This window comes from Streptomyces sp. NPDC048277, assembly GCF_040652235.1.
Taxonomy (GTDB): domain Bacteria; phylum Actinomycetota; class Actinomycetes; order Streptomycetales; family Streptomycetaceae; genus Streptomyces.
Map to the genome: position 1 here is coordinate 15,795 of NZ_JBEZLQ010000030.1, position 24,140 is coordinate 39,934.

The following is a 24,140-nucleotide window of genomic DNA, read 5'->3' on the forward strand; positions in this document are numbered from 1 at the left end:
GACTCGCCGAGGCCACCCCGTCCCGTCGTCGTGCGGCTGCCGACAATCCCCGCTACTGAGTACGCAGTACTCACGCCCGCCCATGTCATCCCGCCGGGCGACAGCTCACGGCCGGCGGCCGTGCAGGTACGCCGAAGCCGTGGACCGGGCCGCCCGACGAGGGGGCGGCCCGCTCCACGGCGGGTTTCCGGAGAACCGCCGGTCAGTGCACCGCCTCGGCCGAGGGCTCGGCGGCGGTCTCCACGGCGACGGGCTCCGTGTCCGCCGGGCGGCGGCCGGGCAGGAAGGAGGCGAGGACGAAGGCCAGGGCGGCCGCGCCCGCACCGATCGCCATGACGACCTTGAAGCCGTTCTCGGAGGGCAGGGTGTAGCCGCCGAGGCTGATGGTCATCTGGGACAGGATCACCCCGGCGAGGGCGCTGGCCACCGAGGTGCCGATGGACCGCATCAGCGTGTTGAGGCTGTTCGCGGCGGCCGTCTCCGAGGCCGGGACGGCACCCATGATCAGCGCGGGCATCGCGCCGTACGCGAAGCCGACACCGGCGCCGATGATGCAGGAGACCAGGACCAGGTGCCAGACCTGGGACATCAGGAGGATGTTCAGGCCGTAGCCCGCGCCGACGATCACCGCGCCGATCATCAGCGTGACCTTCGGACCCCTGGCCTTGGTGATGGCCGCGGAGACCGGGGCGAAGGCCATCATGACCAGACCCTGCGGAGCCATCACCAGACCGACCGTCAGCATCGACCTGCCGAGGCCGTAGCCCGTCTGGGTCGGCAGCTGGAGCAGCTGCGGGAGCACCAGCGACATCGCGAACATCGAGAAGCCGAACGCGATCGAGGCGAGGTTGGTGAACAGCACCTGGCGGCGGACCGTGGTGCGCAGGTCGACCAGCGGCTGGGTGGTGCGGAGCTCGAAGAAGCCCCAGGCGACGAGGACCACGACCGCGAGCGCGAACAGACCGAGCGTGGTGCCGCTCGCCCAGCCCCAGTCGGCGCCCTTGGACACGGCGAGCAGCAGCGAGACCAGGCCGACCGCCAGGCCGAGCGCGCCGACCGCGTCGAAGCGGCCGCCCGAGCGCACCTTGGACTCCGGCACCAGCATCATGACCAGCGCGAACGCGACGACACCCAGGGCCGCCGAGGTCCAGAACAGCACATGCCAGTCGAAGTGGTCCGCGATGAAGGCCGCGGACGGCAGCCCGAGCGCGCCACCGACGCCCAGCGAGGCGCTCATCAGCGCCGTCGAGCCGGCGAGGCGCTCCGGCGGCAGTTCGTCGCGCATGATGCTGATGCCCAGCGGGACCACGGCGGACGCCAGACCCTGCAGCACCCGGCCGACGATCATCGGGACCAGCGAGTCGCTGAGTGCGGCCACCACCGAGCCGGAGACCAGCAGCACGAGGCTGATCAGCAGCATCAGCCGCTTGCCGAACATGTCACCGATGCGCCCGGCCATCGGGGTGGCGACGGCGGCGGCCAGCAGGGTCGCGGTCACCGCCCAGGCCGCGTTGGACGCGGAGGCGTTCAGGTACTTGGGCAGCTCCGGGACGATCGGGATCACCAGGGTCTGCATCAGCGAGACGGTGATACCGGCCAGAGCCAGCACCGCCACCACCGCGTTCGGGTTCGGTTCCGCGGATCTCGCGGACGCGGCGGGCCGGACAGGGGCTTCGGACATGGAAACAGGGCCTCCGTAGGCAGGACAGGGAGCGACCGGAGCGCAATTTAAGTCAGTCGCTTGACTTACCTTACTGGCATGTCCCGGCCGCACCGGACGGCACCACCGCGTAGGCTCTTTCGGCTGGACCTCGCCGCCCCGGGCGAGGCCCCGGTACGGCTCGCGGGACCGGCCGGGCCGGGCGGTGCGCGGTCCCGGAGCGGTGGTGGACATGGCGGGCAGGACGGCACGGGCGGAGCAGGCCGGCGCGACCCGGGAGGCCATCCTGGGCACCGCGGAGCGGCTCTTCGCCGAACAGGGTGTCTACGCCGTGTCCAACCGCCAGGTCAGCGAGGCCGCGGGCCAGGGCAACAACGCGGCCGTCGGCTACCACTTCGGCACCAAGGCCGACCTGGTCCGCGCGATCGCCGCCCGGCACTTCGGGGTGATCGAGGAGATCCGGGTCGGTCTGCTGGCCGCGGTCGGCGACTCCGACGACATCCGCGACTGGGTGGACTGCCTGGTCCGCCCGATCACCCAGCACCTCGCGGGCCTGGGCAGCCCCACCTGGTACGCGCGCTTCTGCGCCCAGGTGGCGACCGACCCGGCCCTCTACGACATCATGGTCGAGGAGTCCCTCGCCTCGCCCTCGCTGCGCGAGGCCGTCGCCGGGCTCGGCCGACGGCTGCCCGAACTGCCCGCCGAGGTCCGCGCCGAACGCGGCCAGATGGCCCGCACGCTGATCCTGCACACCTGTGCCGAGCGCGAGCGCGCCCTGGCCGAGGGCACCGCCACCCCCCGCGCCACCTGGAGCGAGGCGGCCACCGGACTCACCGACGCGCTCCTCGGGCTGTGGCTGGCGCCCGTCACCGCTACGCGTCGAACGTGACGACGACCTTCTCGGCGGCGCCCGGGGTGAGCGCCAGCTCGAAGGCGCGGTCCACCTCGGTGAACGGCACGCTGTGGCTGATCAGCTTCGCGAACCGCTCGTGGTGCTCGACCAGTTCGGGGGTGACCTCGAATATCTCGGTCGGGTAGCCCTGCGAGGCGACGAGCGTCAGCTCGCTGCGCAGCATCCCGCCGAGGTCGATCTCGCCCTTCTTCTGCACGGCGACCATGACCAGCCGCGCGTGCCACTTGGCGTTGGCCACCACCGTGTTGAAGACCGCCGGGGCGCCGGCCGCGTCGATGAAGACGTCGGTGCCGGGGCGGGGCTGGCCCAGCGCGTTGGCGCTCTGCCCGTGCAGCTCGGTCAGCCGCGCGGTGACGTCCTCCTCGGCGGAGTTGATGACGGCGTCCGCGCCCACGGCCAGCGCCTTCTCCAGCCGCGACGGGATGACGTCGGCGACGACCACGTGCTTGACGCCCCGCAGCTTCAGCCAGATCGCGGCGCCGAGGCCGATCGGGCCCGCGCCGAAGACGACGACCTTCTCGTCCGGCGCGGCCCCGGAGCGGTTGACGGCGTGCCGGGAGACCGCCATCGGTTCGTTGAGGGAGGCGACGGCGAAGGGCACGGTGTCCGGGAACACCGTGACGCTCCGGCCGGCCTCGGCGTTCTCGATCAGCAGGTACTCGCTGAGGGCGCCGTACCGGCCGCCGCAGCCGATGATCCCGGTGGGCGCGTCCTGCGGGTTGACCACCACCCGGTCGCCGACCTTGAGGTCCGTGACCTCGGCTCCGGCCTCGACGATCTCGCCGGCGGGCTCGTGGCCCAGCGCGATGGGGACCAGGTCGCCGCCCAGGTGGGCGCGGGCGGGCATGCCGCCCATGTGCAGGAAGGTCACGTCCGTGCCGCAGATACCGCCCGCGCGGATCTTCAGCAGCACGTCCTTCGGGCCGGGCACGGGACGCTCGACATCCACGACCTCGATCCGGCCGACGCCGGCGGTCTGTACGGACTTCATCGTGGCCATGGGGTGACTCTCGCTTTCTGGATGTGCTGTCGGGCAGGCCCTCCGGCCTGCCCTGTGGTGGTACGGCAGGGAGGTGTCCCCGGGCCGGGTGCCGGGCTGGGGGAATGAGCCGGCACCCGGCCCGGGGACTGCGCCGGCCCCCGTCCCCACGGGTCCGGCGCCCGGGCCTGTCCGCCGGGCAGGCCCTCGGGGCGGCCTCCGCTCAAGGCGACCCCGTTTACTTGAGTTAGGCAAGCACATGTGGCTTACTTGAGTCAAGCAAGCGAATTGCCCGTGCCCTCGAACGAACGGTCACCTCATGTACGGCAGCTCCCCGGTGTCCCAGGTGCTGGCCCGTGGCAGCGGACAGCACCTCCTGGTCGCCACCGGCGACCCGGACACCGCCGAACTCCTCGCCACCACACTGGAGTTGGCGGGCTACCGGATCGCTGTCGCGGACCGCGGCGCCGAGGTGGCCCGGCGGCTCGCGGAGCACCGGTTCGACCTGGTCGTCATCGACGCCGAACTGCCCGGCCTCGGCGACTTCGGCCAGGGCGGCCGGTTCAAGCCGGACTACCGGCCGCCCGTCCTCCTGCTGGCCGCCAGTGAGTTACTCGCCCGGATCGTGCCCGAACTCGGCACCGGCGCCCGGGACTACGTCACCAAACCCTTCCGGATCCCCGAGGTCCTGGCCCGGGTGAAGGTGCTGCTCCAGGGTGCGGGCGCCGGTGCCCGCCCGGACAGCGCGCTGCACTACGCCGACCTGGTCCTCGACGACGCCACCTGCCGGGCCCACCGGGACGCCGGCGTCTTACACCTCACGCCCGCCGAGTACCGGCTGCTGCGCCACCTCCTCGCCAACGCCCACAAGGTGCTCTCCAAGGAGCAGATCAGCCGCTACGTCTGGGGCGAGTTCCGGGGTGACAACGCCATCGAGCAACTGGTCTCCCGGCTCCGCCGCAAGGTGGACCGGAGCGGGCCCGCCCTGATCCACACCCGGCGGGGCTTCGGCTACTGGCTCGGCGAGTCGTCGGGAGACGTATGAACGCTTCGCAATGCACTTCGGGAGCAAATGCGCAGTGTGTCCTGTCGACTGTCCGGCGGCGGGCGTCCGGCCGGGGGAGTGGGTGGGGGACGGCCCGTCACCGGGTAGGTGTGCGGTGTTCCTCTCCGCGTCAAAGCCGGTTTCACGTAAAGGAGTTCGGGGTGTCTGCCATGGATGTGCGGTTTACGGCAATGGTGCCGTCGCGTGATCTGGGCCACGTCAGCTTGTTGTCAGGAAACTGACCGGAAGCGGTCAGTCCAGGCTGTTTGCATGTGCTTATCGAGGCCTCGTACCCATCGTCCCGGCGCTCCGCAGCGAGCGGAGTCCCCCACCCCGAGGAGACTGAGATGGCCGACACCCTGACCGACCCCGGCCCGGCCGCGCAGACCCCCGCGTTCCCGATGCCCCGGGCCGCCGGCTGCCCCTTCGACCCGGCTCCGGCGCTGACCGCCGCCCAGGAGGAGGGACCCCTCACCAAGGTCCGGCTCTGGGACGGCAAGGACTACTGGCTGCTCACCCGGTACGCGGACCAGCGCGCCCTGCTGCTCGACCCCCGGCTGAGCGCCGATCTCACCCGGCCCGGATACCCGCTGCAGATGCCGGTCACCAACGGCGGGAACAACGCCAGCTTCATCATGATGGACGACCCCGAGCACGCCCGGCTGCGCCGTATGGTCACCGCGCCGTTCGCGATCAAGCGCGTCGACGCCATGCGGCCCGCCGTGCAGAAGATCGTCGACGACCTGATCGACGAGATGCTGGCCGGGCCCAACCCCGTCGACCTGGTCGAGGCCTTCGCGCTCCCGGTGCCCTCGCTGGTCATCTGCGCACTGCTCGGCGTCCCCTACGACGACCACGACTTCTTCCAGGAGAACAGCAGGCTGCTCATCAGCCGCGACACCCCTGTCGAGGACCGGACGGCCGCCCACGGCAGGCTGGCCGAGTACCTCGACCGGCTGATGGGCGAGAAGATGGAGCACCCCGCCGACGACCTGTTCTCCGGGCTCGTGGCCCGGGTGCAGGCCGGCGAGCTGACCCGGCTGGGCGCCGCCCAGATGGGCGTACTGCTGCTGCTCGCCGGGCACGAGACCACCGCCAACATGATCGCGCTCGGCACCCTCGCCCTGCTCGAACACCCCGAGCAGCTCGCCCTGTTGCGCGACACCGACGACCCCAGGGCGGTCGCCGCCGCGGTCGAGGAACTGCTGCGCTATCTGAGCATCGTGCACAGCGGCAGGCGCCGTGCGGTCCTCGAGGACATCGAGGTGGGCGGGCAGGTGATCCGGGCCGGCGAGGGCGTGATCATGCCCAACGAGATCGCCAACCGCGACCCCGAGGTCTTCGCCGACCCCGACCGCCTCGACCTGACACGCGACGCCCGCCGCCATGTCGCCTTCGGCTTCGGCGTCCACCAGTGCCTGGGCCAGCCACTGGCCCGGATGGAACTCCAGGTGGTCTACGGCACCCTCTACCGCCGTATCCCCACCCTCCGGCTCGCCGCCGACATCGACGACCTGCCCTTCAAGCACAACGGTGGCGTGTACGGCGTCTACGAACTCCCCGTCACCTGGTGACCGAACCCCCCACGAGAAACAAGGAGAACACCATGCATGTCGAACTGGACGAACCGAAGTGCGTCGCATCCGGGCAGTGCGTGCTCGTCGCCCCCGAGGTCTTCGACCAGCGGGAGGAGGACGGCATCGCCTTCGTGATCGACGAGAACCCGGCCGGTGACACCCTCGACGCCGTGCGCGAGGCCGTGGCGATCTGCCCGGCCGCGGCGATCCGACTGGCCGCCCGATGAACCGGATCGTGGTCGTCGGCGCCTCGGCCGCCGGGCTCGCGGCGGTCGAGACGCTCCGCCGCGAGGGGTACGACGGCACCCTCACCCTCGTCGGCGACGAGTTCCACGCGCCGTACGACCGGCCGCCGCTGTCCAAGCAGGTGCTGTCGGCCGAGTGGGCGCCGGAGCGGGTGTCACTGCGGGCGCCGACCGAACTGGACTCCCTGGGACTGGAGTTGAGGCTCGGGGTGGCGGCGGCCGGGCTGGACGTGGCGGACCGTACGGTACGTCTGGCCGACGGCTCGAAGGTGCCCTACGACGGGCTGATCGTGGCCACGGGGGTGCGGCCGCGCCGGCTGCCGGGAGAGGGCGCGCATGTGCTGCGCACCCTCGACGACGCGCTGACCCTGCGGGAGCGGCTCGGGCCGGGGCAGCGGCTGGTGGTGGTCGGCGCCGGGTTCCTCGGCGCCGAGGCCGCGGCCGTCGCCTGGAAGCTGGGGGCGCAGGTGACCCTGCTGGAACCGGCGCCGGTGCCGCTCGCGCACGCGGTCGGCGAGGAGGTGGGGCGGGTGCTGTCCCGGGCCCATCTGGAGCGGGGCGTGGACCTGCGCACCGGCGTCACCGTGAGCGAGGTGACCGAGGACGGGGTGCGGCTCGCCGACGGGGAGGAGATCGAGGCCGACGAGGTGCTGGTCGCGATCGGCTCCCTGCCCAACACGGAGTGGCTCGCCGACAGCGGGCTGACCGTGGGGGACGGGGTGGTCTGCGACGAGTACTGCGAGGCCGCGCGGGATGTGTACGCGGCCGGGGACGTGGCCCGGTGGTACAACCCGTTGTTCGGCGTCTCGATGCGTATCGAGCATCGGACGAACGCGGCGGAGCAGGGCATGGCCGCGGCGCGGAATCTCCTCAATCCCGGTGCGCGCAAGGCGTTCTCACCGGTGCCGTATTTCTGGTCCGACCAGTACGAGATGAAGATCCAGGCGTACGGGTATCTGCGGGGCCACGAGGAAGTGCGGGTCGTGGAGGGGGAGTTGGCGGAGGGGCGGTTCGTCGCCGCGTATCGGACGGGGGAGCGGTTGAGCGGGGTGCTTGCGGTGGGGGTGCCGCCGAAGGTGATTCGGGGGTGGCGGCAGGCGATTGCGGTGGGGGCGGCCTGGAAGGAAGCGGTGAGCTGACGCTGGAGGAGGGCGGGATCGGTTGTGGGGGAGCTGCGGGCCGGTTGTGGCTGGTCGCGCCCACGCGGCGGAGCCGCATGTTGATACAGCCCCGCGCCCCTAGCGGGGCGCGAGACTCACGGCGTTGGCAGCGACCACCGCACCGATCCCTGCCCACTCCGGCACCCCCAGGCCCTGTCCCAGCACCACCCAGCCGACCACCGCCGCCAGGACCGGGTTGACGCTCATGAACAGGCCGAAGGTCTGGGCCGGGACCCTGCGGAGGGTGAGGAGGTCGGCCAGGTACGGGACCGCCGACGACAGGACTCCTGCCGCCACCGCGCACAGGACCGCGCCTGCCGTCGGCGGGTGCCGTACCGCCACCACGATCCCGATCGGCAGGAACGTCAGCGCCGAGACGGTCGCGGCCGCAGCCGACCCCTGAGCCCCGGGTACGCGTTGGCCGACGAGGCGGTTCAGCAGGATGTACGACGCCCAGCAGCACGCGGCCACCAGGCCCAGCGCCATCCCGAGGTAGTCCGTCGAGGGCTGCGGGCGCATCACCACCACCACCCCCGCCGCAGCCAGTACCGCGCACCCGGCGTCGAGCCGGCGGCGGGACGCGGCCAGGGCGATGCTCAGCGGGCCCAGGAACTCCAGGGTGACCGCCAGGCCCAGGCCGATCCGGTCGATCGCGGTGTACAGGGTCAGGTTCATCGTGCCGAAGACCACCGCCAGCAGCAGCACCGGCCACCACTGCCGCCAGGTGAAGTCGCGCGGGCGGGGGCGGCCGACGGCCACGAGGACCAGCGCGGCCACGTACTGCCGTACCGCCACCACACCGAGCGGGCCGAGGACCGGGAAGGCCAGCGAGCCGATCGCGGCGCCGGTCTGGTTGGACAGGCCGCTGGCGAACATGGTCGCCACGGCGGCCGACCGCCCCTGCGCGGGGGCCGGTACCGCAGGGGGGACCGCGGTCGCGGGGCCTTCGAGAGCTCGTCGCATGACAGCAGAGTCCGCCCGGCAGGCGCTTGCGCAAAATGCATGGCTCCGGGGATCTATACGCTTGTCGTATGGATGAGCTGGAGCTGCGGCAGCTGCGCTGTCTCGTCGCCATCGTCGACGAGGGCACCTTCACCGACGCGGCGATCGCCCTGGGGGTGTCCCAGGCGGCCGTGTCCAGGACCTTGGCCGGGCTGGAACGGGTCCTCGGCGTACGGCTGTTGCGGCGGACCTCGCGCGAGGTGACGCCGACGGCGACCGGGCTGCGGGTGGTGGAGCGGGCCCGGCGGGTGCTGGCGGACGCCGCCGACCTGGTCCAGGAGGCCACCTCGGGGCACACCCGGCTGCGCATCGGCTACGCGTGGTCGGCGGTGGGGCGGCACACGGTGGCCCTCCAGCGGCGGTGGACCGCCGCCCATCCCGGCATCGACCTGCAGCTCGTCCGTGTGAACACGGCGTCCGCCGGGCTCGGCGAGGGCGCCTGCGATCTCGCGGTCGTACGGCGGCCCCTGGAGGACCGGCGGTTCGACACGGCCATCGTGGGGCTGGAGCGGCGGCTGTGCGCGGTGGCCGCCGACGATCCGCTGGCGCGGCGCCGGTCCGTACGGCTCGCCGATCTCGGCGGGCGGATCCTCCTGGTCGACCGGCGCACCGGCACCACCACGCCCGAGCTGTGGCCGCCGGAGTCGCGTCCCGTCGTCGAGGAGACGCATGACGTCGAGGACTGGCTCACCGTGATCGCCGCCGGGCGCGGTTTCGGTGTGACCGCCGAGTCGACCGCCAACCAGTACCCGAGACCCGGCGTGGTCTACCGTCCGGTCCGGGACGCCGAACCGGTCGCCGTCCGGCTGGCCTGGTGGCGGGACGATCCGCACCCGGACCGGCAGGCCGTCGTGGAACTGCTCACCGAGCTCTACCGCGGCGGCTGAGCACCCGTCCGCCGGGTCGCGTGCGCGGGAAGCTCGGCGGCAATACGGCAGACAAAATTGTTGACAATCTTGTTTGGCTAGATTTACGTTCGACAGGCACTCACTCAGGGAGGGCACGATGCCGAAAGAAGCCCGTCCGACCACCGGGGAGCAGGCCAAGCAGCATGCGCTCGCGCTGCTGCGGCAGGCGATCCTGCACGGCGAGATGGCCCCGGCCCAGCGGCTGGTGGAGAACGAGCTCGCCGAGGAGTTCGGTGTGACACGGGCCAGCATCCGTGCGGCGCTGATCGATCTGGAGGCCCAGGGACTGGTCGAGCGGATCCGCAACCGCGGCTCGCGGGTGCGGGTGGTGACCGTGGCGGAAGCCGTCGCGATCACGGAGTGCCGCATGGTCCTGGAAGGACTGTGCGCGGCCAAGGCGGCCGTCGCGGCCAGCGACGAGCAGCTCACCGAGCTCGCGGACCTCGGAGCGGCCATGACCAAGGCCGTCGCCGACGGCGAACCGGTCACGTACTCCGAGCTCAACCACTCGCTCCACGACCGGATCCGGGAGATCTCCGGCCAGCAGACCGCCGTGCAACTGCTGGAGCGACTCAACGCCCAACTGGTGCGCCACCGCTTCCAGTTGGCGCTGCGCCCGGGGCGTCCGCAGCATTCCCTGAATGAGCATCTGGCGATGATCGAGGCGATCAGGGCCAGGGACCCGCAGGCGGCCGAGGCGGCCGTCCGCGCCCACCTCACGAGCGTGATCGACGCGCTGAGCGACTGACGCGGCGCTTCGTACGACGCCCGGGGTGGGTGGGCGCACACCTGTCCACCAAGGAGATTTCTGCAATGACCCACGCCAACGCGCCCTCCCCCAGTCTCGGCTTCGCTCGACCGGGGGGACCCCCATCCCCACCGCGATCCACCCTGGTCGTCACCGCGCACGCCGGGGACTTCGTGTGGCGGGCGGGCGGAGCCATCGCCCTGGCCGCGTCCCGGGGCGAGAAGGTCACCATCGCGTGTCTGACCTTCGGCGAGCGCGGTGAGTCCGCCAAGGCGTGGCGCGAGGGCAGGAACCTCGAGGAGATCAAGGCGATACGCCGGGAGGAGGCGGAGAAGGCCGCCGCCGCTCTCGGCGCCGAGGTCCGCTTCTTCGACGCAGGCGACTACCCCCTGGTCGCCTCCGCCGAGCTGACGGACCGACTGGTCGCCGTCTACCGCGAGACCCAGCCAGACGTCGTGCTCACCCACCCCGTCGACGACCCCTACAACGGCGACCACCCGGCCGCCAACCGCATGGCCCTGGAGGCGCGCATCCTCGCCCAGGCCATCGGCTACCCGGGCGAGGGCGACATCATCGGCGCCCCGCCGGTCTTCTACTTCGAGCCGCACCAGCCCGAGATGAGCGGCTTCAGGCCCGAGGTCCTCCTCGACATCACCGAGGTCTGGGAGACCAAGCGCAAGGCGATGGAGTGCCTCGGCGCCCAGCAGCACCTGTGGGCCTACTACACCGACCTCGCCGTCCGCCGGGGCGTCCAGCTCAAGCGCAACGCGGGCCCCAACCTGGGTCTGGCGCACACCACCATGGCCGAGGCGTTCATGCGCCCCTTCCCGCAGATCGCGAAGGAGCTGGCATGAGCGGCGTGATCGTCACCGACCCGCCGAAGGCGGAACTCAAGGACGTCGACGGGCTGGCCGGCTTCGGTGTGGCCACCGTGAGTGAGGCGATGGGGCGGACCGGGCTGCTCGGCCCGGAGATCCGGCCCGTCCAGCAAGGCGTGCGCGTCGCGGGCACGGCGGTCACCGTGCTCAGCTGGCCCGGCGACAACCTCATGATCCACGCGGCCGTCGAGCAGTGCGGCGAGGGCGACATCCTGGTCGTCACCACCACCTCGCCCTGCACGGACGGGCTGTTCGGCGAGCTGTTCGCGACCGCGCTGCAGCAGCGCGGGGTGCGCGGGGTCGTCCTCAACACCGGCATCCGCGACACCCAGGAGCTGCGGGACATGGGCTTCGCCGCCTGGTCCCGGGCGGTCTCCTCGCAGGGCACGGTGAAGGCCACCGGCGGCTCGGTCAACGTGCCGATCGCCATCGACGGCCAGGTGATCCACGCGGGTGACGTGATCCTCGCCGACGACGACGGTGTCGTGGTCGTACCCCGGGAGCGCGCCCGCGAGACGGTGGAGAAGTCCGCGGCCCGCGAGGCCAAGGAGGCCGCGACCCGCGCCGCCTTCATCGACGGCCAGCTGGGTCTGGACCGCTACGGACTGCGCGAGACCCTGAAGCGGCTCGGCGTCGAGTACCGGACGTACGAGGAGTACGCGGGGCACGGGGAGAACGCCACATGACCGCCGGGCCCGCGGAGGTGCGCTGCATGCTGATGCGCGGCGGCACCTCCAAGGGCGCCTACTTCCTGGCCGAGGACCTGCCCGCCGACCCCGCCGCCCGCGACGAGCTGCTGCTGCGGGTGGTGGGCAGCCCCGACCCGCGCCAGATCGACGGGCTGGGCGGGGCGCACCCCCTCACCAGCAAGGTGGCGGTCGTCTCGGTGTCGGACGACCCGGAGGCGGACGTCGACTACCTCTTCCTCCAGGTCGCCGTCGACCGGCCGGAAGTGACCGACCGTCAGAACTGCGGCAACATCCTCGCGGGAGTGGGCCCGTTCGCCGTGGAACGGGGGCTCGTGGCCCCCGGTGACGGCGAGACCTCGGTACGGATCCGGATGCTCAACACGGGGGAGCTGGCGATCGCCGCCTTCCCGACGCCCGGCGGGCGCGTGGACTACACCGGGGACGCCGAGATCTCCGGCGTGCCCGGCACGGCCGCCCCGGTGGTGATCGAGTTCCCGCCGGGGGAGAGCCCGCTGCTGCCCACCGGGAACGTCCGCGACACCGTCGCCGGTACGGCGGTGACCTGCGTCGACAACGGCATGCCGACCGTGCTGATCGCCGCGGGCGACCTCAGGGTCACCGGGTACGAGCAGCCCAAGGACCTGGAGGAGGACCTGGCGCTCGCCGACCGGCTGCACGAAATCCGGCTCGCGGCGGGGAAGTTGATGGGCCTCGGGGACGTCGAGACCGCCACCGTGCCCAAGCTCAGCCTGCTCGCCCCGCCCCGCGAGGGCGGCGCGGTCAGCACCCGGACCTTCATCCCCGTCCGCTGCCACACCTCGATCGGCGTCCTCGGCGCCGCGAGCGTGGCCGCGGGGCTGCGGCTGCCCGGCGGCGTGGGGGAAGGGATAGCCCGGCTCCCGGAGCACGGCGACCGGATCCGTATCGAACACCCCACCGGATTCCTGGAGATCGACACCAGCGTCGACCCGGGCTCCGACGGCACCCCGCCGGCCGCCCGCCGCACCGCGGTCGTCCGCACCGCCCGCAAGATCTTCGACGGCACCGTCTTCCCGCGGTCCGTCGGCACCACCCCCACACCCGCACGACCCCAAGGAGGCAACGATGACTCCGCCCCTCGGTGACATCGCCCATATCGGCCACGCCCAGCTGTTCACCCCGGACCTGGACGCCAGCGTCGCCTTCTTCACCGACTACCTCGGACTGACCGTCAACGGCCAGGACGGCGACACGGTCTATCTGCGCACCTTCGACGACTACGAGCACCACAGCCTGGTCCTCACCGCCCGCGACCAGCCCGGCCTCGGCCGGCTCGCGCTGCGCACCTCCAGCGAGGAGGCCCTGAACCGCCGGGTCAGGGCGGTCGAGGAGGCGGGCGGCACCGGCCACTGGGCCGAGGACGAGCCCGGACTCGGCAAGCTCTACGTCACCACCGACCCGGACGGCCACGAGCACGCCCTCTACTGGGAGAGCGAGTACTACCGGGCCCCCGACGAGTTGAAGCCGGCGCTGAAGAACCAGCCGCAGGCCAAGCCCAACCGGGGCGTCGGCGTGCGCCGCCTGGACCACATCAACTTCCTGGCCGCCGACGTGCTCGCCAACGCCGAGTTCCAGCAACAGGTCCTCGGCGCCCGGCCGACCGAGCAGATCCGGCTCGACACCGGGAAGATCGCGGCCCGCTGGCTGACCTTCACGAACAAGTCGTACGACGTCGTGTACACCTCCGACTGGACCGGCTCGGAGGGGCGGCTGCACCACATCGCCTTCGCGACCGACACCCGCGAGGAGATCCTGCGCGCGGCCGATCTCGCCATCGACACCGGTGTGTTCATCGAGACCGGCCCCCACAAGCACGCCATCCAGCAGACGTTCTTCCTCTACGTCTACGAGCCGGGGGGCAACCGCATCGAGCTGTGCAACCCGCTCACCCGGCTGGTGCTGGCGCCCGACTGGCCGCTGATCACCTGGACCGAGGCCGAACGGGCCAAGGGGCAGGCCTGGGGCCTGCGGACGATCGAGTCCTTCCACACCCACGGGACGCCTCCGGTGGGCTGATCAGGGCTTCGATTCCGGTCATACGGGGGTGGGTGACGCGTCGGCACGCGTCGTCTGCCCCCTTTGCCACCTGGGGTTTTGCTGTGCGCACAGAGTGGGACGACTGGCGCCCGGACTGTTGCTGAGATTGTTGACAAAAGTGTTGACGTTCCGGGATCCCGGTCCTTAACGTCTAGCGCACCAAGGGTCAGCCGCACGAGCCGCGCGGCCCGCTCATTGATCCCCTCCAGGGAACGCCCCCTGGACGAGAGGAAAACAAAGATGTCCTCCTCCCCCGCTCTGTCCGCCCGCGGCAGCAAACTGGCTCTGCTCGTCGTCGGTCTGTGCTGGCTGGCCGTCCTCTTCGACGGCCTCGACATGTTCATCTACGGCTCGGTGCTGCCCCACCTGCTGGAGACCAAGACCTTCGGCCTCACCCCGGACCGGGCGGGCGACCTCGGCTCCTACGCCACCTTCGGCATGCTGGTGGGCGCCCTGACCGCGGGCACGGTAGCGGACCGGATCGGCCGCAAGCAGCTGATGATCGGCTGCGTCACGCTGTTCTCCCTCGCCTCGGGCATCTGCGCCATCTCGGGCAGCCTCGCGGTCTTCGGCCTCGGCCGCACCCTGGCCGGCGTCGGCCTCGGCGGTCTGCTGCCGACCGCGATCAGCATGGTCTCCGACTATGCCAAGGGCGGCCGGGTCGCCATCACCATCGGCCTGCTGATGACCGCGCACCACGCGGGCGGCATCCTCTCCGCCTATGTCGCCAAGTGGCTGGTCGAGCCGGTCGGCTGGCGCTCCGCCTTCTGGGTCTGCGTGCTCCCGCTGCTCTTCGTCCCCGTCCTGATCAGGCTCCTGCCGGAGTCGCTGAGCTTCCTGGTCGCCAAGGGCCGCACCGAGGAGGCCGGCGCCCTCGCCGAGCGCTACGAGGTCGAACTGCCCGCCGTCGCCGCCAAGAAGACCGCAGCCGACCGCTGGGACGCGCTGCTCGGCCTGTTCCGCGGCGGCGAGTGGGTCCAGACCCTGCTCTACTGGCTGGCCTCCTTCGGCGGTCTGCTGCTGGTCTACGGCGTCGCCACCTGGCTGCCCACCCTGATGCGCACCGAGGGCTACGCGCTCGCCAACGCCCTGACCTTCGTCGTCGTCTTCAACCTCGGCGGCATCGTGGGCATGCTGGCGGCCGGCCGCGCCGCCGACAGGTTCGGCGCCCCGCGCATCTCGGCCGTCTGGTTCGCCCTCACCGCCGCCGGCGTCTACCTGCTCAGCGTCCACATGCCGATGGGCGTGACCACGGTGGTCGTCTTCCTCACCGGTGTCTTCCTCAACAGCGCCCAGACGATGATCTACGCGACCGTCTCCATCCGCTCCACCCCGGACAACCGCGCCACCGCCGTCGGCTGGACCTCGGGCATGGGCCGCTTCGGCGCCGTCTTCGGCCCGTGGCTCGGCGGCCAGCTGCTCGCGGCGGGCAACGGCGACTGGGGCTTCACCGCCTTCGCGCTCGCCGGCGTCTCCTCGATGGTGTTCATCGGCATCGCCGCCCTGCGCTCGGCCAGGCAGCCGCAGGCCGGCAGCGACCGGGACCAACTGGTCGCCGCACACTGACCGGTGCCCCCGACCGGTCCGGCGCCGCGCCCCTTCCACGGGCGCGGCGCCTTTTCTGCTACTCGTCGTCCGGCTGCGCCTCGAGCCCCGTGCACGCCAGCTGCCCCCCGACCTCGGCGCACGCCTCCACCCCCCGGGGCGTCGCCACCGCGAGCATCGGGCTGGTGTAGCCGACGGAGTTCTCGGCGGGATAGCTCGCGGAGAGCACGTTCTGCCCGGCCCGGACCGAGACCTCGCGGGCGTGCGGGGCGCGCAGCCGCACCTCGGACCAGGCGGTGCCGCAGGTGGGGGACCAGCGCAGCCGGACGTCGTACCCGGTGTCGGTGACGGCGCTCTTGGTCTGCGCGTCCCGGGCGCACGCCGCGGTGTCCGGCAACACGCCCTGGCAGGACCGGCCATGGCAGCCGGGCGCTCCCGACACCGGCTGCGCACCCGGTGTGCCGCGCCGGTCCGAGACGGTCACGGCCGCCGCCGTCACCCCGGCCACGGTGAGCAGTGCCAGTGCGGTCAGCGGCAGCCACCGCCGCCGGGCCGGGGGCTTCGGCTGGGAGGGTTCGGCGGCCGGCGGCGCCTCCACGGCCTCGCACAGCGCCAGTACGGCCGCCGGGTCGGCGCCCGCGAGCCGGGCCAGGGCCTCCACGGCCGGGCGCGGTGGCCGTTTGGCACCGGAGAGATAGCGGTGCCAGGCGGACTTGCTGTAGGGGGTGCGGGCGGCCAGTGCGGCCAGGCTCAGGCCGGTACGTTCCTTCAGTTCGCGCAGTTTCGCCGCCGGCGACTCGTCCGCAGGGGTGGGGGTCGCTCCTTCGGGGTGCCGCATGTCGCGTGCCTCGACTTCATTACGCTATGGGCGTTTCGCCCCTGTTGTCGGAATGACTTCCCAGGGGGACCGGGCCCGCAATCGGCGAACAGGTGTGAAGGCGGTGAATCGAGGAGCATGTCGAAGGCCTGTTCGGGAACCCCGAGTTCCCGAACAGGCCTGTACGGTCACGAAGCGCGGCGGGGCGGACCCGTCAGCACCACGGGACGGCGCGGCCGACCCGGACGTAGCGGGCCGCGACGTACCCCTTGTGGTGGGAAAGCCGGTACCAGGCGTGGTTGCCGCGCACCGAGCCGCCGTACGTCTTGCAGGTCAGCCCGATGAGCCGGTTGTTGTGGCGGTGGCCCACCACGCGGTAGCGGGTGCCCGGGCCGGAGCGGACGTTGAGCCGCGTGTGGCGCGTGGTCACCCGGCCCACGGTGCGGAACGTGCGGTGCGTGCGGTATGTGTAGTGCCGGTGGTGGTAGCGGTGGACCACCGGGGCCGGGGCGGCGTTGTAGTTGTAGAACTGCTGCACGATTCCCTGGGGCGCGGGGATCGGGGTGGCGGCGCTCGCGGTGGCGGCTCCCGCGGTGGGCAGGAACGCGAACACCGCGACCGCGGCCAGCAGGCCGCTCTTCAGGATCCGTCGGGACATGGAAACCTCCGTGCTGTCGTGCTCGTGACCACGAAGCGTGATCACGATTCGGAGGATTGCCGTGACGAGGCGTCACCATGTCGTCCCGGCGTGCCCGGGGACGGGTGGGACGTCCCAGGGGACGGGACTCAGCCCATCTGGTCCTCGGCGGACAGGTGCTCGACCGTCCTTCCCGTCTCGGTGAAGGTCCGGGTGACATGACCCGACGAGTACACCCACAGGATCCGCAACGGGGTGTCACCGACGTTGCGGAACAGGTGGGGGACGGGGGACGGGACGTACGTGGTGTCGAACCGCTCCAGCCGCGTCACCTCGCCGTCCACCCAGACCTCCGCCTCGCCCTCCAGGACGGTCACGTGCTCGTCGCAGTTGTGCGAGTGCAACGGCGCGCCGGAGCCCACCGGGTAGACGCTCATCCCGCTCGTGATGAGGTTCTCCCCGCCCGCCGACGGCGTGGTGATCAGCGGTGTCGACAGGACCGCACCGCCCCGGTCGAGCAGGGGCACGGACGCGGCCTTGATGATCGTGGTCAACCGGGGTTCCTCTCCACTACGACGCGGTACGCCGACCGACGGTAGGCCGTGCGCGGGCCGAGGGGTGCCCTCTGGCGTGCAGTTTTACCTTGCGCGCCGGGAGGGGTGAGGTTCCCGGATCCGGCGGTAGCGTCAGCTGGCATCCCACGGCCGCCGGAGAGAAAAGGCAGGTACCGGCCCCATGAGGCTCCCCGTTCTCAGTGAAGACGACATGGACCCGCGCCAGCAGGAGCTGGCCGCCCGGATCGCGGGCCGCCGCGGCGCCGTGCGCGGCCCGTTCCGGGTCTGGCTGCACAGCCCCGAGATGTGCGAACGCGCGGAGTCCCTGGGCGCCTTCGCCCGGTTCGACTGCAGCCTCCCCGAGCACCTGCGCGAACTGACGCTGCTGATGGCCGCCCGCAACTGGGACGCCCAGTACTCCTGGAACGCCCATGTCCGCCAGGCGGTCGAGGCCGGCATCCCGCAGGACGCCGTCCGGGCCATCGCCGAGAAGCGCGAGGCGGTCTTCGACGACGCGGCCGACCAGGCCTTCTACCAGTTCTGCCGGGAGGTCCTGGAGGAGCACTTCGTCACCGACGAGACCTTCGCCCGCGCCCTGGAGCACTTCGGCCCCAGGGGGCTCGTCGACACCATCGGCGCGCTCGGCAACTTCACCATGCTCGGCATGTGCCTGAACACCTTCCAGGTGGACCTCCAGGCCGACAGGGAGCCGCCGTTCCCGGACGTCCGCGGCTACGGCCGGATCGCCCCGGACGGGACTCGATCTCCGGTCTGACCATGAGAAACGTGGGCTGATCTTTTAAGTGAAGAGACGTTGACAACATTGCCGACATTCGATTTGTGTGGGTGACCGGCGCGAGCCGCACGCGCGTTCGGAGGAAAAATGGATCGCTTGCTCCTCATGCACAGCTTCGTCACCGTCGCCCAGGTCGGCAGTTTCAGCGGAGCCGCCAAGAAACTCGGCTCGTCCGGCTCCCTGGTGTCCCGGCACGTGGCGGAGCTGGAGCGGCAGATCGGCGTCCGCCTGGTCAACCGCACCGCCCGCTCCGTGAGCCTCACCGAGCCGGGCCGGCGGTACGCCGAATTCGCCGCCCGCATTCTGGACGAGATCGAGGCCGAGGACGCCGGAATCGCCCAGCTCCACGACCGGCCCGAAGGGACCCTCAGCGTCATCTGCCCCAAGTGGATAGGCAGCCTCGACCTCGGGGACGCCATTGCCGCGTTCTCGGCGGCGCATCCGAGGATCCAGGTCCGTTTCGAACTCGGCGGGATGTCCGACCGCACCTACGACTTCCTGGACAGCGGATTCGACGTCGCGTTCCACACCCGGGACCTCAGGGACTCCAGCGTCCGGCTGAAGAAGATCGCCTCGCTGCCGTTCGTGCTGTGCGCCTCCGAGGAGTACATCGAGCGGTGCGGCGCGCTCGCCCACCCCAACGACCTCGCCGCCCACGACTGCCTGGTGCACGTCAACGACCCGGTGTGGCGGATCGGCCACGGACACGCCAGCACCCTGCACAAGATCCGCAGCATCGCGTTCTCGTCCAACTCCTACATCGCCCTGCAGAAGGCGGCGGTGCACGGCCGGGGCATCGCCCTGCTGCCCCAGCGCCCGGCCTACGACGACCTCGTCTCCGGCGCCCTCCAGGTGCTGCTGCCCGGCCTCGCCGTACCCGACCGCCCGCTGTACGCGATCTACGGTCCCGGGCAGGACACCCCACGAAAGATCAGCGTCTTCCTGGACTTCCTCGCCGAGTGGTTCTCGCAGAACCCGATTCCCACGATCCGGTCGTAGCCGCAGTCCGCAACAAACGATTGCGCATTCCGTAGAGCTCAGCCCATTGAGGCCCTCGTGAGCCGAAACCTACGCTCGCGAGCGAACCGGAAACGAGGAATCCATGGGAATCCAGAGAATCGAATCGGTCACCTACGGCATCGACGACCTCGGTGCATGCATCCGGTTCTACGACGACTTCGGGCTGTTCCCGGCCGAACGGACCGACGAGCACGCGGTGTTCGAAACCCGCACCGGCCAGACCCTCCACCTCGACACGCTGCCGGGCCCGCTGCTGCCGGCCCCCGTCGAGGACGGACCCACGCTGCGCGAGGTGGTCTGGGGTGTCGACACGCCCGGGGAACTGGAGCGGCTGGTGGCGGAGGCGGGCCGGGACCGCGAGGTCCGCGAGAGCGCCGACGGCGTCCACCACACCGTCGACGAGACCGGCTTCGGCGTCGGCCTCACCCTGGCCCGCCCCAGGCCCGCCGCCGTCACGCCCCGCCCCGCCAACACCCTCGGCACCGTCGACCGCTGGAACACCGCCCTGGAGCCGATCACCCGGGTCCGCCCCCTGCGCATGTGCCATGTCGCCCTCAACATCCCCCAGCAGGGCCGTGAGCGGGCCGTCGGCTTCTACGCCGACCGGCTGGGCTTCCGCCCGACCGACGTGGTCGAACCCATGGGCGTCTTCCTGCAGGCCCCCGGCGACGACGACCAGCACACCATGCTGCTCTGCCACCGCCCCGACAGGGCGGGCGTCAACCACATCGCCTACGAGGTGCCCGGCTTCGACGACGTCATCGAGGGCGGCAACTACATGATCGAGCACGGCTGGCGGGAGGCCCGCAGGCTCGGCCGGCACACCATCGGCTCCAACGTCTTCCGCTTCCTGCACGCCCCGAGCGGCGGCCGCGTCGAGTACGCCGCCGACATGGACCGGGCCGACGAGAAATACGGCACCCGGGTCCACGAGACGACTCCGCCGCACCACATCTGGGCCCTGCGCACCAACCGCGACCAGGAAGCCCCCACCGCGTCCTGAACCCGAGAGGCCACCCCTTCATGACCACCGACCACGGCTACCCCGCCGTCCGCATGTACATAGCGGGCGAATGGTGCCAGGGCGGCACCGGACGGACCGCCCCAGTCGTCGCCCCCGCCACCGAGGAGACGATCGGCGAGGTCCCCCTCGCCACCGCCGCCGACCTCGACCGCGCCCTCGAAGCGGCCGCCGAGGGCTTCAAGGTGTGGCGCGCGACCTCCGTCGCCCGGCGCTCCGCGATCCTCGACCGCGCCGCCGACCTCATCGCCGAACGCGCCCCCGCGATCGCCCGGGTGATGACCCTGGAGCAGGGCAAGACCCTCGCCGAGGCCACCGGCGAGGCACAGCGCACCGCCGGGACCCTGCGCTGGCACGCCGAGGACGCCCGCCGCGCGTACGGCCGGATCATCCCCGCCGCGCCCGGCACGCTCCTCACCGTCCGCCGCGAACCCATCGGCCCGGTCGCCGCTTTCGTCCCCTGGAACTTCCCGGTCGGCGGCCCCAACCGCAAGATCTCCTCGGCCCTTTCGGCGGGCTGCTCGCTGATCATCAAGGCCTCCGAGGAGACCCCGGCGACGGCCGTCGCCCTCGTCGAGTGCTACGCGGACGCGGGCCTGCCCGCCGGGGTGCTGAACCTCGTCTTCGGCGAGCCCGCCGAGGTGTCCGCCCACCTCATCGCCTCCCCGGTCACCCGGATGATCGCCTTCACCGGCTCGGTGCCCGTCGGCAAGCTCCTCGCCGCCGAGGCCGGCAAGGTCATGAAGCCGTCCCTGATGGAACTCGGCGGCCACGCCCCGGTGATCGTCTGCGCCGACGCCGACCCCGGACAGGCCGCCCGGCGCTCCGCCCAGGCCAAGTTCTTCAACGCCGGCCAGGTGTGCACCTCGCCCAGCCGCTTCCTCGTCCACGAGTCCCTCGTCGAGGACTTCACCGCCGAGTTCGTGAAGGCCGCCGAGTCGGTCGTGGTCGGCGACGGCCTGGACCGGGGCACCACCATGGGCCCCCTCGCGAACGAGCGCCGGCTGCGGTCGGTGGAACGGCTGACCGCCGACGCGGTGCACAAGGGCGCGACCGTGCTCACGGGCGGCGAACGCCTCGACCGCCCCGGCTACTTCTTCGCGCCGACCGTCCTCACCGACGTACCGGCGGACGCGGACCTGATGTCCGAGGAGCCGTTCGGGCCCCTCGCGCCGATCGTGCCGTTCACCGATCTCGACGACGCCCTGGCCACCGCCAACTCGCTGCCGTACGGCCTCGCCGCCTACGGCTTCACCAGGTCGGCCGCCACCGCCGAGAAGCTCTCCGACGGGCTGGAGGCCGGCATCCTCTCCCTCAACCACTGCGGGGGCTCGGTGCACGAGGCGCCCTCGGGCGGGGTCAAGGAGAGCGGGTACGGCCGGGAGGGCGGACCCGAGGCACTGGACGCCTACCTGGTCACCAAGCGCGTCTCCCATCTGCTGACGCCATGAGGTACGCACGCGTGTCCGTCGACGGCCGGCCGGTCTGGGGGCGGGTGGGGGAGACGGACGTCGAACTGCTCTCCGGCTCGCCGCTGGAGGGCGGCTTCGACGTCCTCGGCACGGTCCCCGCGGCGGACGCCGTCTGGCTGCCGCCCGTCGTGCCGGGCGTGTTCTACGCCGTCGGCCACAACTACCCCCGGCACATCGAGCACGCCGGTGCCCCGACGCCCGAGCGTCCCGAGGTCGGCTACCGGGCCAACAACGCGCTCACCGGCCATGGTTCGCCGATCGTCCGGCCCGCCGAGGTGACCGGCCGGTTCGAGGCCGAGCCCGAACTCGTCGCCGTCATCGGGCGTACGGTCCGGCACGCCGACCACGACGAGGCCCGTGCAGCCGTGTTCGGCTGGACCGTCGGCAACGACGTCAGCGCCCGCACCTGGCAGCACCAGGACCGCACGTTCTGGCGCAGCAAGAACAGCGACTCGTTCAAACCCATGGGCCCCTGGATCGAGACCGACGTCGACGCCCTCGCCCAGACCACCACCCTGCGCGTCAACGGCGAGATCCGCGCCGCGTTCCCGACCGGGGACATGGTCTTCGACCCCTTCGACTACATCGTCGAGATGACCAGGCACCTCACCCTGCACCCCGGTGACGTGCTCTGGATGGGCGCCGAGTCCACCTGCCAGATCGAGCCCGGCGACACCGTGGACATCGAGATCAGCGGCATCGGCGTGCTGTCCAACCCCGTACACCTGGAAGGGAACCAATCATGAGCGCGGAACCGCGTTACATCCACCACGTCAACTTCCCCACCACCGACCCCGACCGGACCGCCGCCTGGTACGCCAAGGTCTTCGGGATGAAGCGGATCCAGCCCAAGTCCAACACCCGCGTGGTGCTGATGACCCGGGGCGTCTTCGATCTGCACTTCACGCCCGTCGAGGAGATGGAGCGCATGGCGCCCTATCACTTCGCCGTCGAGGTCGACGACTGGGACGACTTCCTGGCCCACCTCAAGGAGCTGGGCATCCGGCACACCCGGCCGATCGAACGCCCCGAGAACCAGTCCAAGTTCTGCTACATCCACGACCCCGACCACACCATGATCGAGCTCGTCCACCACGGCCGCCGCCCCAACTAAGCACATCAGTACGGGAGTTCACCCCATGCCCCTCGCCGACTCCGACGGCACCTCCATCTACTACGAGAGCCACGGCAGCGGCCCGGCGATCCTGTTCGTGCACGGCAGCGGCGGACATCACGCCGCCTGGTGGCAGCAAGTGACGGCACTGCGCGAGGAGTTCACCGTCGTCACCGTGGACCTGCGCGGGTTCGGCAAGTCCGACTCGGCGATGGCGGAGTTCGACGGCCAGGATTTCCCCGGTGACGTCGTCGCCGTCCTCGACCGGGAGGACATCACCGACGCGATGCTGGTCGGCCAGTCCATCGGATCCGTCGCCGCCCTCCGTGCCGGCCTGCTGCGTCCCGAGCGCGTCTCCTCGGTCGTCCTCGGCCACTCCCTCGGCGGCATCGGCCACCCCGAACTGAAGGAACTGGCCGCCGCCGACCGGGCCCAGGCCGTGAAGCTGCCCGTCATCGACCGGCTGCTCACTAAATCGTTCCAGCGGGAGCGGGCCGATCTCACCTTCCTCTTCCAGCAGATGGGCACGTTCAACGTGGCCAGGATGCAGGACCTGCGCAACCTCGACACCGACGGCCCGACCCTGGAGGAGATCCGGGCCTCCGGCGTCAAGGTCGCCTTCCTGGCGGGGGAGAAGGACGCCGTGCTCAGCGTCAAGACGGTCACCCGAGCCCACGAACTGCTGCCCGGCTCGCATCTGGAGATCGTCCCGGACGCCCCGCACTCCATGTACTGGGAGGCGCCCGACCGGTACAACGCGGCCGTCGCCCGCCTCCGCCGCACCCTCACCGCACCGAAGGAAGCAGCATGACGAGCCTCACCCTCGCCGCCGCCGAGGAGATCATCGGCGCCGCCCATCAGCGCGCCCAGGAGATCGGCAAGGCGGTGAGCGTCGCGGTCGTGGACGCGGGCGGCTTCCCGATCGCCATCCGCCGTCCCGACGGCGCCCGTCCGCTCACCCCCGACATCGCCCGCGCCAAGGCCTACACCGCGGCCGTCATGCAGCGGCCCGGCCCGATGCTGAAGAAGTGGCAGGAGAGCCAGCCCGTGTTCTTCGCCCAGCTCTCCCAACTCCCCGGCGCCGCCCTGCCGATCATGGCCGCCGAGGGCAGCGTCACCATCAAGAAGGACGGCGAGATCATCGGCGGGCTCGGCATCGCCGGCGGTACCGCGGACGAGGACCAGCGGATCGCCGAGGAGGTCCTGAAGGCCCTCGGCTACGAGCTGGAGTTCGCCGCGTGGGGCGTCACCGGCGTCACCGGATTCACCGGCGGAAAGGACTGA

Annotated in this window: 26 protein-coding genes; 20 read left to right on the forward strand and 6 right to left on the reverse strand. The window is 71.4% G+C overall.

Going from position 1 to position 24,140, the window contains the following annotated elements:
* Positions 1-202: 202 nt before the first annotated feature.
* A complete protein-coding gene (locus AB0D85_RS42915; RefSeq protein ID WP_362333529.1) occupies positions 203-1,681 on the reverse strand; it encodes an MFS transporter in 1,479 nt (492 codons plus the stop codon).
* Between the two features lie 211 nt (positions 1,682-1,892).
* Here AB0D85_RS42915 and AB0D85_RS42920 point away from each other — a divergent pair, with 211 nt between their 5' ends.
* Positions 1,893-2,549 carry a TetR family transcriptional regulator gene (locus tag AB0D85_RS42920; RefSeq protein ID WP_362333532.1) on the forward strand — a complete coding sequence of 219 codons (657 nt, stop codon included), beginning with the start codon at positions 1,893-1,895 and terminating at the stop codon, positions 2,547-2,549.
* Here the strand turns inward: AB0D85_RS42920 and AB0D85_RS42925 are convergent.
* Positions 2,533-3,573, reverse strand: coding sequence for a zinc-binding dehydrogenase (locus AB0D85_RS42925; protein WP_362333535.1), 1,041 nt, complete (start codon positions 3,571-3,573; stop codon positions 2,533-2,535). The genes AB0D85_RS42920 and AB0D85_RS42925 overlap by 17 nt on opposite strands.
* 298 nt (positions 3,574-3,871) lie before the next feature.
* Here AB0D85_RS42925 and AB0D85_RS42930 point away from each other — a divergent pair, with 298 nt between their 5' ends.
* From AB0D85_RS42930 to AB0D85_RS42945, 4 genes are all read left to right on the forward strand, one after another.
* The gene (locus AB0D85_RS42930) at positions 3,872-4,597 is read left to right on the forward strand and encodes a response regulator transcription factor (RefSeq protein ID WP_362333538.1); all 726 of its coding nucleotides are present in this window, start codon (positions 3,872-3,874) and stop codon (positions 4,595-4,597) included.
* 347 nt (positions 4,598-4,944) lie between these two features.
* A complete protein-coding gene (locus AB0D85_RS42935; protein ID WP_362333541.1) occupies positions 4,945-6,171 on the forward strand; it encodes a cytochrome P450 in 1,227 nt (408 codons plus the stop codon).
* Positions 6,172-6,203: 32 nt separating this feature from the next.
* Positions 6,204-6,401, forward strand: coding sequence for a ferredoxin (locus AB0D85_RS42940; protein WP_362333544.1), 198 nt, complete (start codon positions 6,204-6,206; stop codon positions 6,399-6,401).
* The gene (locus AB0D85_RS42945; RefSeq protein ID WP_362333547.1) at positions 6,398-7,558 is read left to right on the forward strand and encodes an FAD-dependent oxidoreductase; all 1,161 of its coding nucleotides are present in this window, start codon (positions 6,398-6,400) and stop codon (positions 7,556-7,558) included. The genes AB0D85_RS42940 and AB0D85_RS42945 overlap by 4 nt, the downstream gene beginning before the upstream one ends.
* 99 nt (positions 7,559-7,657) lie before the next feature.
* Here AB0D85_RS42945 and AB0D85_RS42950 read toward each other — a convergent pair whose 3' ends face one another.
* Positions 7,658-8,464, reverse strand: a complete 807-nt coding sequence (locus AB0D85_RS42950; RefSeq protein ID WP_362333859.1) for an EamA family transporter — start codon at positions 8,462-8,464, stop codon at positions 7,658-7,660.
* A gap of 146 nt (positions 8,465-8,610) precedes the next feature.
* On the opposite strand from AB0D85_RS42950, the gene AB0D85_RS42955 reads away from it, so the two are divergent.
* The 7 genes from AB0D85_RS42955 (at position 8,611) to AB0D85_RS42985 (ending at position 15,446) form a co-directional block, all read left to right on the forward strand.
* Positions 8,611-9,468, forward strand: coding sequence for a LysR family transcriptional regulator (locus tag AB0D85_RS42955; RefSeq protein WP_362333549.1), 858 nt, complete (start codon positions 8,611-8,613; stop codon positions 9,466-9,468).
* Positions 9,469-9,586: 118 nt separating this feature from the next.
* The gene (locus AB0D85_RS42960) at positions 9,587-10,237 is read left to right on the forward strand and encodes a GntR family transcriptional regulator (RefSeq protein WP_362333552.1); all 651 of its coding nucleotides are present in this window, start codon (positions 9,587-9,589) and stop codon (positions 10,235-10,237) included.
* 65 nt (positions 10,238-10,302) lie between these two features.
* The gene (locus AB0D85_RS42965) at positions 10,303-11,091 is read left to right on the forward strand and encodes a PIG-L deacetylase family protein (RefSeq protein WP_362333554.1); all 789 of its coding nucleotides are present in this window, start codon (positions 10,303-10,305) and stop codon (positions 11,089-11,091) included.
* Positions 11,088-11,801: a 4-carboxy-4-hydroxy-2-oxoadipate aldolase/oxaloacetate decarboxylase gene (locus AB0D85_RS42970; protein WP_362333557.1), complete on the forward strand. Its 714-nt coding sequence runs from the start codon at positions 11,088-11,090 to the stop codon at positions 11,799-11,801. Before AB0D85_RS42965 ends, AB0D85_RS42970 begins: the two co-directional genes overlap by 4 nt.
* Positions 11,798-12,928 carry a 4-oxalomesaconate tautomerase gene (locus AB0D85_RS42975; protein WP_362333560.1) on the forward strand — a complete coding sequence of 377 codons (1,131 nt, stop codon included), beginning with the start codon at positions 11,798-11,800 and terminating at the stop codon, positions 12,926-12,928. The genes AB0D85_RS42970 and AB0D85_RS42975 overlap by 4 nt, the downstream gene beginning before the upstream one ends.
* A complete protein-coding gene (locus tag AB0D85_RS42980; RefSeq protein ID WP_362333563.1) occupies positions 12,909-13,859 on the forward strand; it encodes a catechol 2,3-dioxygenase in 951 nt (316 codons plus the stop codon). Before AB0D85_RS42975 ends, AB0D85_RS42980 begins: the two co-directional genes overlap by 20 nt.
* Positions 13,860-14,120: 261 nt before the next feature.
* The gene (locus tag AB0D85_RS42985) at positions 14,121-15,446 is read left to right on the forward strand and encodes an aromatic acid/H+ symport family MFS transporter (protein ID WP_362333566.1); all 1,326 of its coding nucleotides are present in this window, start codon (positions 14,121-14,123) and stop codon (positions 15,444-15,446) included.
* Positions 15,447-15,504: 58 nt separating this feature from the next.
* Here AB0D85_RS42985 and AB0D85_RS42990 read toward each other — a convergent pair whose 3' ends face one another.
* The 3 genes from AB0D85_RS42990 to AB0D85_RS43000 all read right to left on the reverse strand — a co-directional run bounded on the left by AB0D85_RS42990 (position 15,505) and on the right by AB0D85_RS43000 (position 17,433).
* Positions 15,505-16,263 (reverse strand): DUF2690 domain-containing protein, encoded by a 759-nt coding sequence (locus tag AB0D85_RS42990; protein WP_362333569.1) that lies wholly within the window; start codon positions 16,261-16,263, stop codon positions 15,505-15,507.
* Positions 16,264-16,456: 193 nt separating this feature from the next.
* Positions 16,457-16,900: an SH3 domain-containing protein gene (locus AB0D85_RS42995; protein ID WP_362333572.1), complete on the reverse strand. Its 444-nt coding sequence runs from the start codon at positions 16,898-16,900 to the stop codon at positions 16,457-16,459.
* Between the two features lie 128 nt (positions 16,901-17,028).
* On the reverse strand, positions 17,029-17,433 hold the full coding sequence (locus AB0D85_RS43000; protein WP_362333575.1) for a cupin domain-containing protein: 405 nt from the start codon (positions 17,431-17,433) through the stop codon (positions 17,029-17,031).
* A gap of 211 nt (positions 17,434-17,644) precedes the next feature.
* Here AB0D85_RS43000 and AB0D85_RS43005 point away from each other — a divergent pair, with 211 nt between their 5' ends.
* The 8 genes from AB0D85_RS43005 to AB0D85_RS43040 all read left to right on the forward strand — a co-directional run bounded on the left by AB0D85_RS43005 (position 17,645) and on the right by AB0D85_RS43040 (position 24,140).
* A complete protein-coding gene (locus AB0D85_RS43005) occupies positions 17,645-18,208 on the forward strand; it encodes a carboxymuconolactone decarboxylase family protein (RefSeq protein WP_362333862.1) in 564 nt (187 codons plus the stop codon).
* Positions 18,209-18,316: 108 nt separating this feature from the next.
* Positions 18,317-19,228 carry a LysR family transcriptional regulator gene (locus tag AB0D85_RS43010; protein WP_362333578.1) on the forward strand — a complete coding sequence of 304 codons (912 nt, stop codon included), beginning with the start codon at positions 18,317-18,319 and terminating at the stop codon, positions 19,226-19,228.
* Positions 19,229-19,331: 103 nt separating this feature from the next.
* On the forward strand, positions 19,332-20,252 hold the full coding sequence (locus AB0D85_RS43015) for a VOC family protein (RefSeq protein ID WP_362333581.1): 921 nt from the start codon (positions 19,332-19,334) through the stop codon (positions 20,250-20,252).
* Positions 20,253-20,272: 20 nt separating this feature from the next.
* Complete coding sequence (locus tag AB0D85_RS43020) at positions 20,273-21,721, forward strand: NAD-dependent succinate-semialdehyde dehydrogenase (RefSeq protein ID WP_362333584.1); 1,449 nt, start codon at positions 20,273-20,275, stop codon at positions 21,719-21,721.
* Positions 21,718-22,488 carry a fumarylacetoacetate hydrolase family protein gene (locus AB0D85_RS43025; RefSeq protein WP_362333587.1) on the forward strand — a complete coding sequence of 257 codons (771 nt, stop codon included), beginning with the start codon at positions 21,718-21,720 and terminating at the stop codon, positions 22,486-22,488. Before AB0D85_RS43020 ends, AB0D85_RS43025 begins: the two co-directional genes overlap by 4 nt.
* The gene (locus AB0D85_RS43030; protein ID WP_362333590.1) at positions 22,485-22,856 is read left to right on the forward strand and encodes a VOC family protein; all 372 of its coding nucleotides are present in this window, start codon (positions 22,485-22,487) and stop codon (positions 22,854-22,856) included. The genes AB0D85_RS43025 and AB0D85_RS43030 overlap by 4 nt, the downstream gene beginning before the upstream one ends.
* 25 nt (positions 22,857-22,881) lie before the next feature.
* The gene (locus AB0D85_RS43035; protein ID WP_362333592.1) at positions 22,882-23,667 is read left to right on the forward strand and encodes an alpha/beta hydrolase; all 786 of its coding nucleotides are present in this window, start codon (positions 22,882-22,884) and stop codon (positions 23,665-23,667) included.
* The gene (locus AB0D85_RS43040) at positions 23,664-24,140 is read left to right on the forward strand and encodes a heme-binding protein (protein WP_362333594.1); all 477 of its coding nucleotides are present in this window, start codon (positions 23,664-23,666) and stop codon (positions 24,138-24,140) included. Before AB0D85_RS43035 ends, AB0D85_RS43040 begins: the two co-directional genes overlap by 4 nt.

Bases quoted from the DNA above. Each gene is read 5' to 3' on its own strand.
- AB0D85_RS42915 (WP_362333529.1), bottom strand. From the start codon at position 1,681: ATGTCCGAAGCCCCTGTCCGGCCCGCCGCGTCCGCGAGATCCGCGGAA.
- AB0D85_RS42920 (WP_362333532.1), top strand. From the start codon at position 1,893: ATGGCGGGCAGGACGGCACGGGCGGAGCAGGCCGGCGCGACCCGGGAG.
- AB0D85_RS42925 (WP_362333535.1), bottom strand. From the start codon at position 3,573: ATGGCCACGATGAAGTCCGTACAGACCGCCGGCGTCGGCCGGATCGAG.
- AB0D85_RS42930 (WP_362333538.1), top strand. From the start codon at position 3,872: ATGTACGGCAGCTCCCCGGTGTCCCAGGTGCTGGCCCGTGGCAGCGGA.
- AB0D85_RS42935 (WP_362333541.1), top strand. From the start codon at position 4,945: ATGGCCGACACCCTGACCGACCCCGGCCCGGCCGCGCAGACCCCCGCG.
- AB0D85_RS42940 (WP_362333544.1), top strand. From the start codon at position 6,204: ATGCATGTCGAACTGGACGAACCGAAGTGCGTCGCATCCGGGCAGTGC.
- AB0D85_RS42945 (WP_362333547.1), top strand. From the start codon at position 6,398: ATGAACCGGATCGTGGTCGTCGGCGCCTCGGCCGCCGGGCTCGCGGCG.
- AB0D85_RS42955 (WP_362333549.1), top strand. From the start codon at position 8,611: ATGGATGAGCTGGAGCTGCGGCAGCTGCGCTGTCTCGTCGCCATCGTC.
- AB0D85_RS42960 (WP_362333552.1), top strand. From the start codon at position 9,587: ATGCCGAAAGAAGCCCGTCCGACCACCGGGGAGCAGGCCAAGCAGCAT.
- AB0D85_RS42965 (WP_362333554.1), top strand. From the start codon at position 10,303: ATGACCCACGCCAACGCGCCCTCCCCCAGTCTCGGCTTCGCTCGACCG.
- AB0D85_RS42970 (WP_362333557.1), top strand. From the start codon at position 11,088: ATGAGCGGCGTGATCGTCACCGACCCGCCGAAGGCGGAACTCAAGGAC.
- AB0D85_RS42975 (WP_362333560.1), top strand. From the start codon at position 11,798: ATGACCGCCGGGCCCGCGGAGGTGCGCTGCATGCTGATGCGCGGCGGC.
- AB0D85_RS42980 (WP_362333563.1), top strand. From the start codon at position 12,909: ATGACTCCGCCCCTCGGTGACATCGCCCATATCGGCCACGCCCAGCTG.
- AB0D85_RS42985 (WP_362333566.1), top strand. From the start codon at position 14,121: ATGTCCTCCTCCCCCGCTCTGTCCGCCCGCGGCAGCAAACTGGCTCTG.
- AB0D85_RS42990 (WP_362333569.1), bottom strand. From the start codon at position 16,263: ATGCGGCACCCCGAAGGAGCGACCCCCACCCCTGCGGACGAGTCGCCG.
- AB0D85_RS42995 (WP_362333572.1), bottom strand. From the start codon at position 16,900: ATGTCCCGACGGATCCTGAAGAGCGGCCTGCTGGCCGCGGTCGCGGTG.
- AB0D85_RS43005 (WP_362333862.1), top strand. From the start codon at position 17,645: ATGGACCCGCGCCAGCAGGAGCTGGCCGCCCGGATCGCGGGCCGCCGC.
- AB0D85_RS43010 (WP_362333578.1), top strand. From the start codon at position 18,317: ATGGATCGCTTGCTCCTCATGCACAGCTTCGTCACCGTCGCCCAGGTC.
- AB0D85_RS43015 (WP_362333581.1), top strand. From the start codon at position 19,332: ATGGGAATCCAGAGAATCGAATCGGTCACCTACGGCATCGACGACCTC.
- AB0D85_RS43020 (WP_362333584.1), top strand. From the start codon at position 20,273: ATGACCACCGACCACGGCTACCCCGCCGTCCGCATGTACATAGCGGGC.
- AB0D85_RS43025 (WP_362333587.1), top strand. From the start codon at position 21,718: ATGAGGTACGCACGCGTGTCCGTCGACGGCCGGCCGGTCTGGGGGCGG.
- AB0D85_RS43030 (WP_362333590.1), top strand. From the start codon at position 22,485: ATGAGCGCGGAACCGCGTTACATCCACCACGTCAACTTCCCCACCACC.
- AB0D85_RS43035 (WP_362333592.1), top strand. From the start codon at position 22,882: ATGCCCCTCGCCGACTCCGACGGCACCTCCATCTACTACGAGAGCCAC.
- AB0D85_RS43040 (WP_362333594.1), top strand. From the start codon at position 23,664: ATGACGAGCCTCACCCTCGCCGCCGCCGAGGAGATCATCGGCGCCGCC.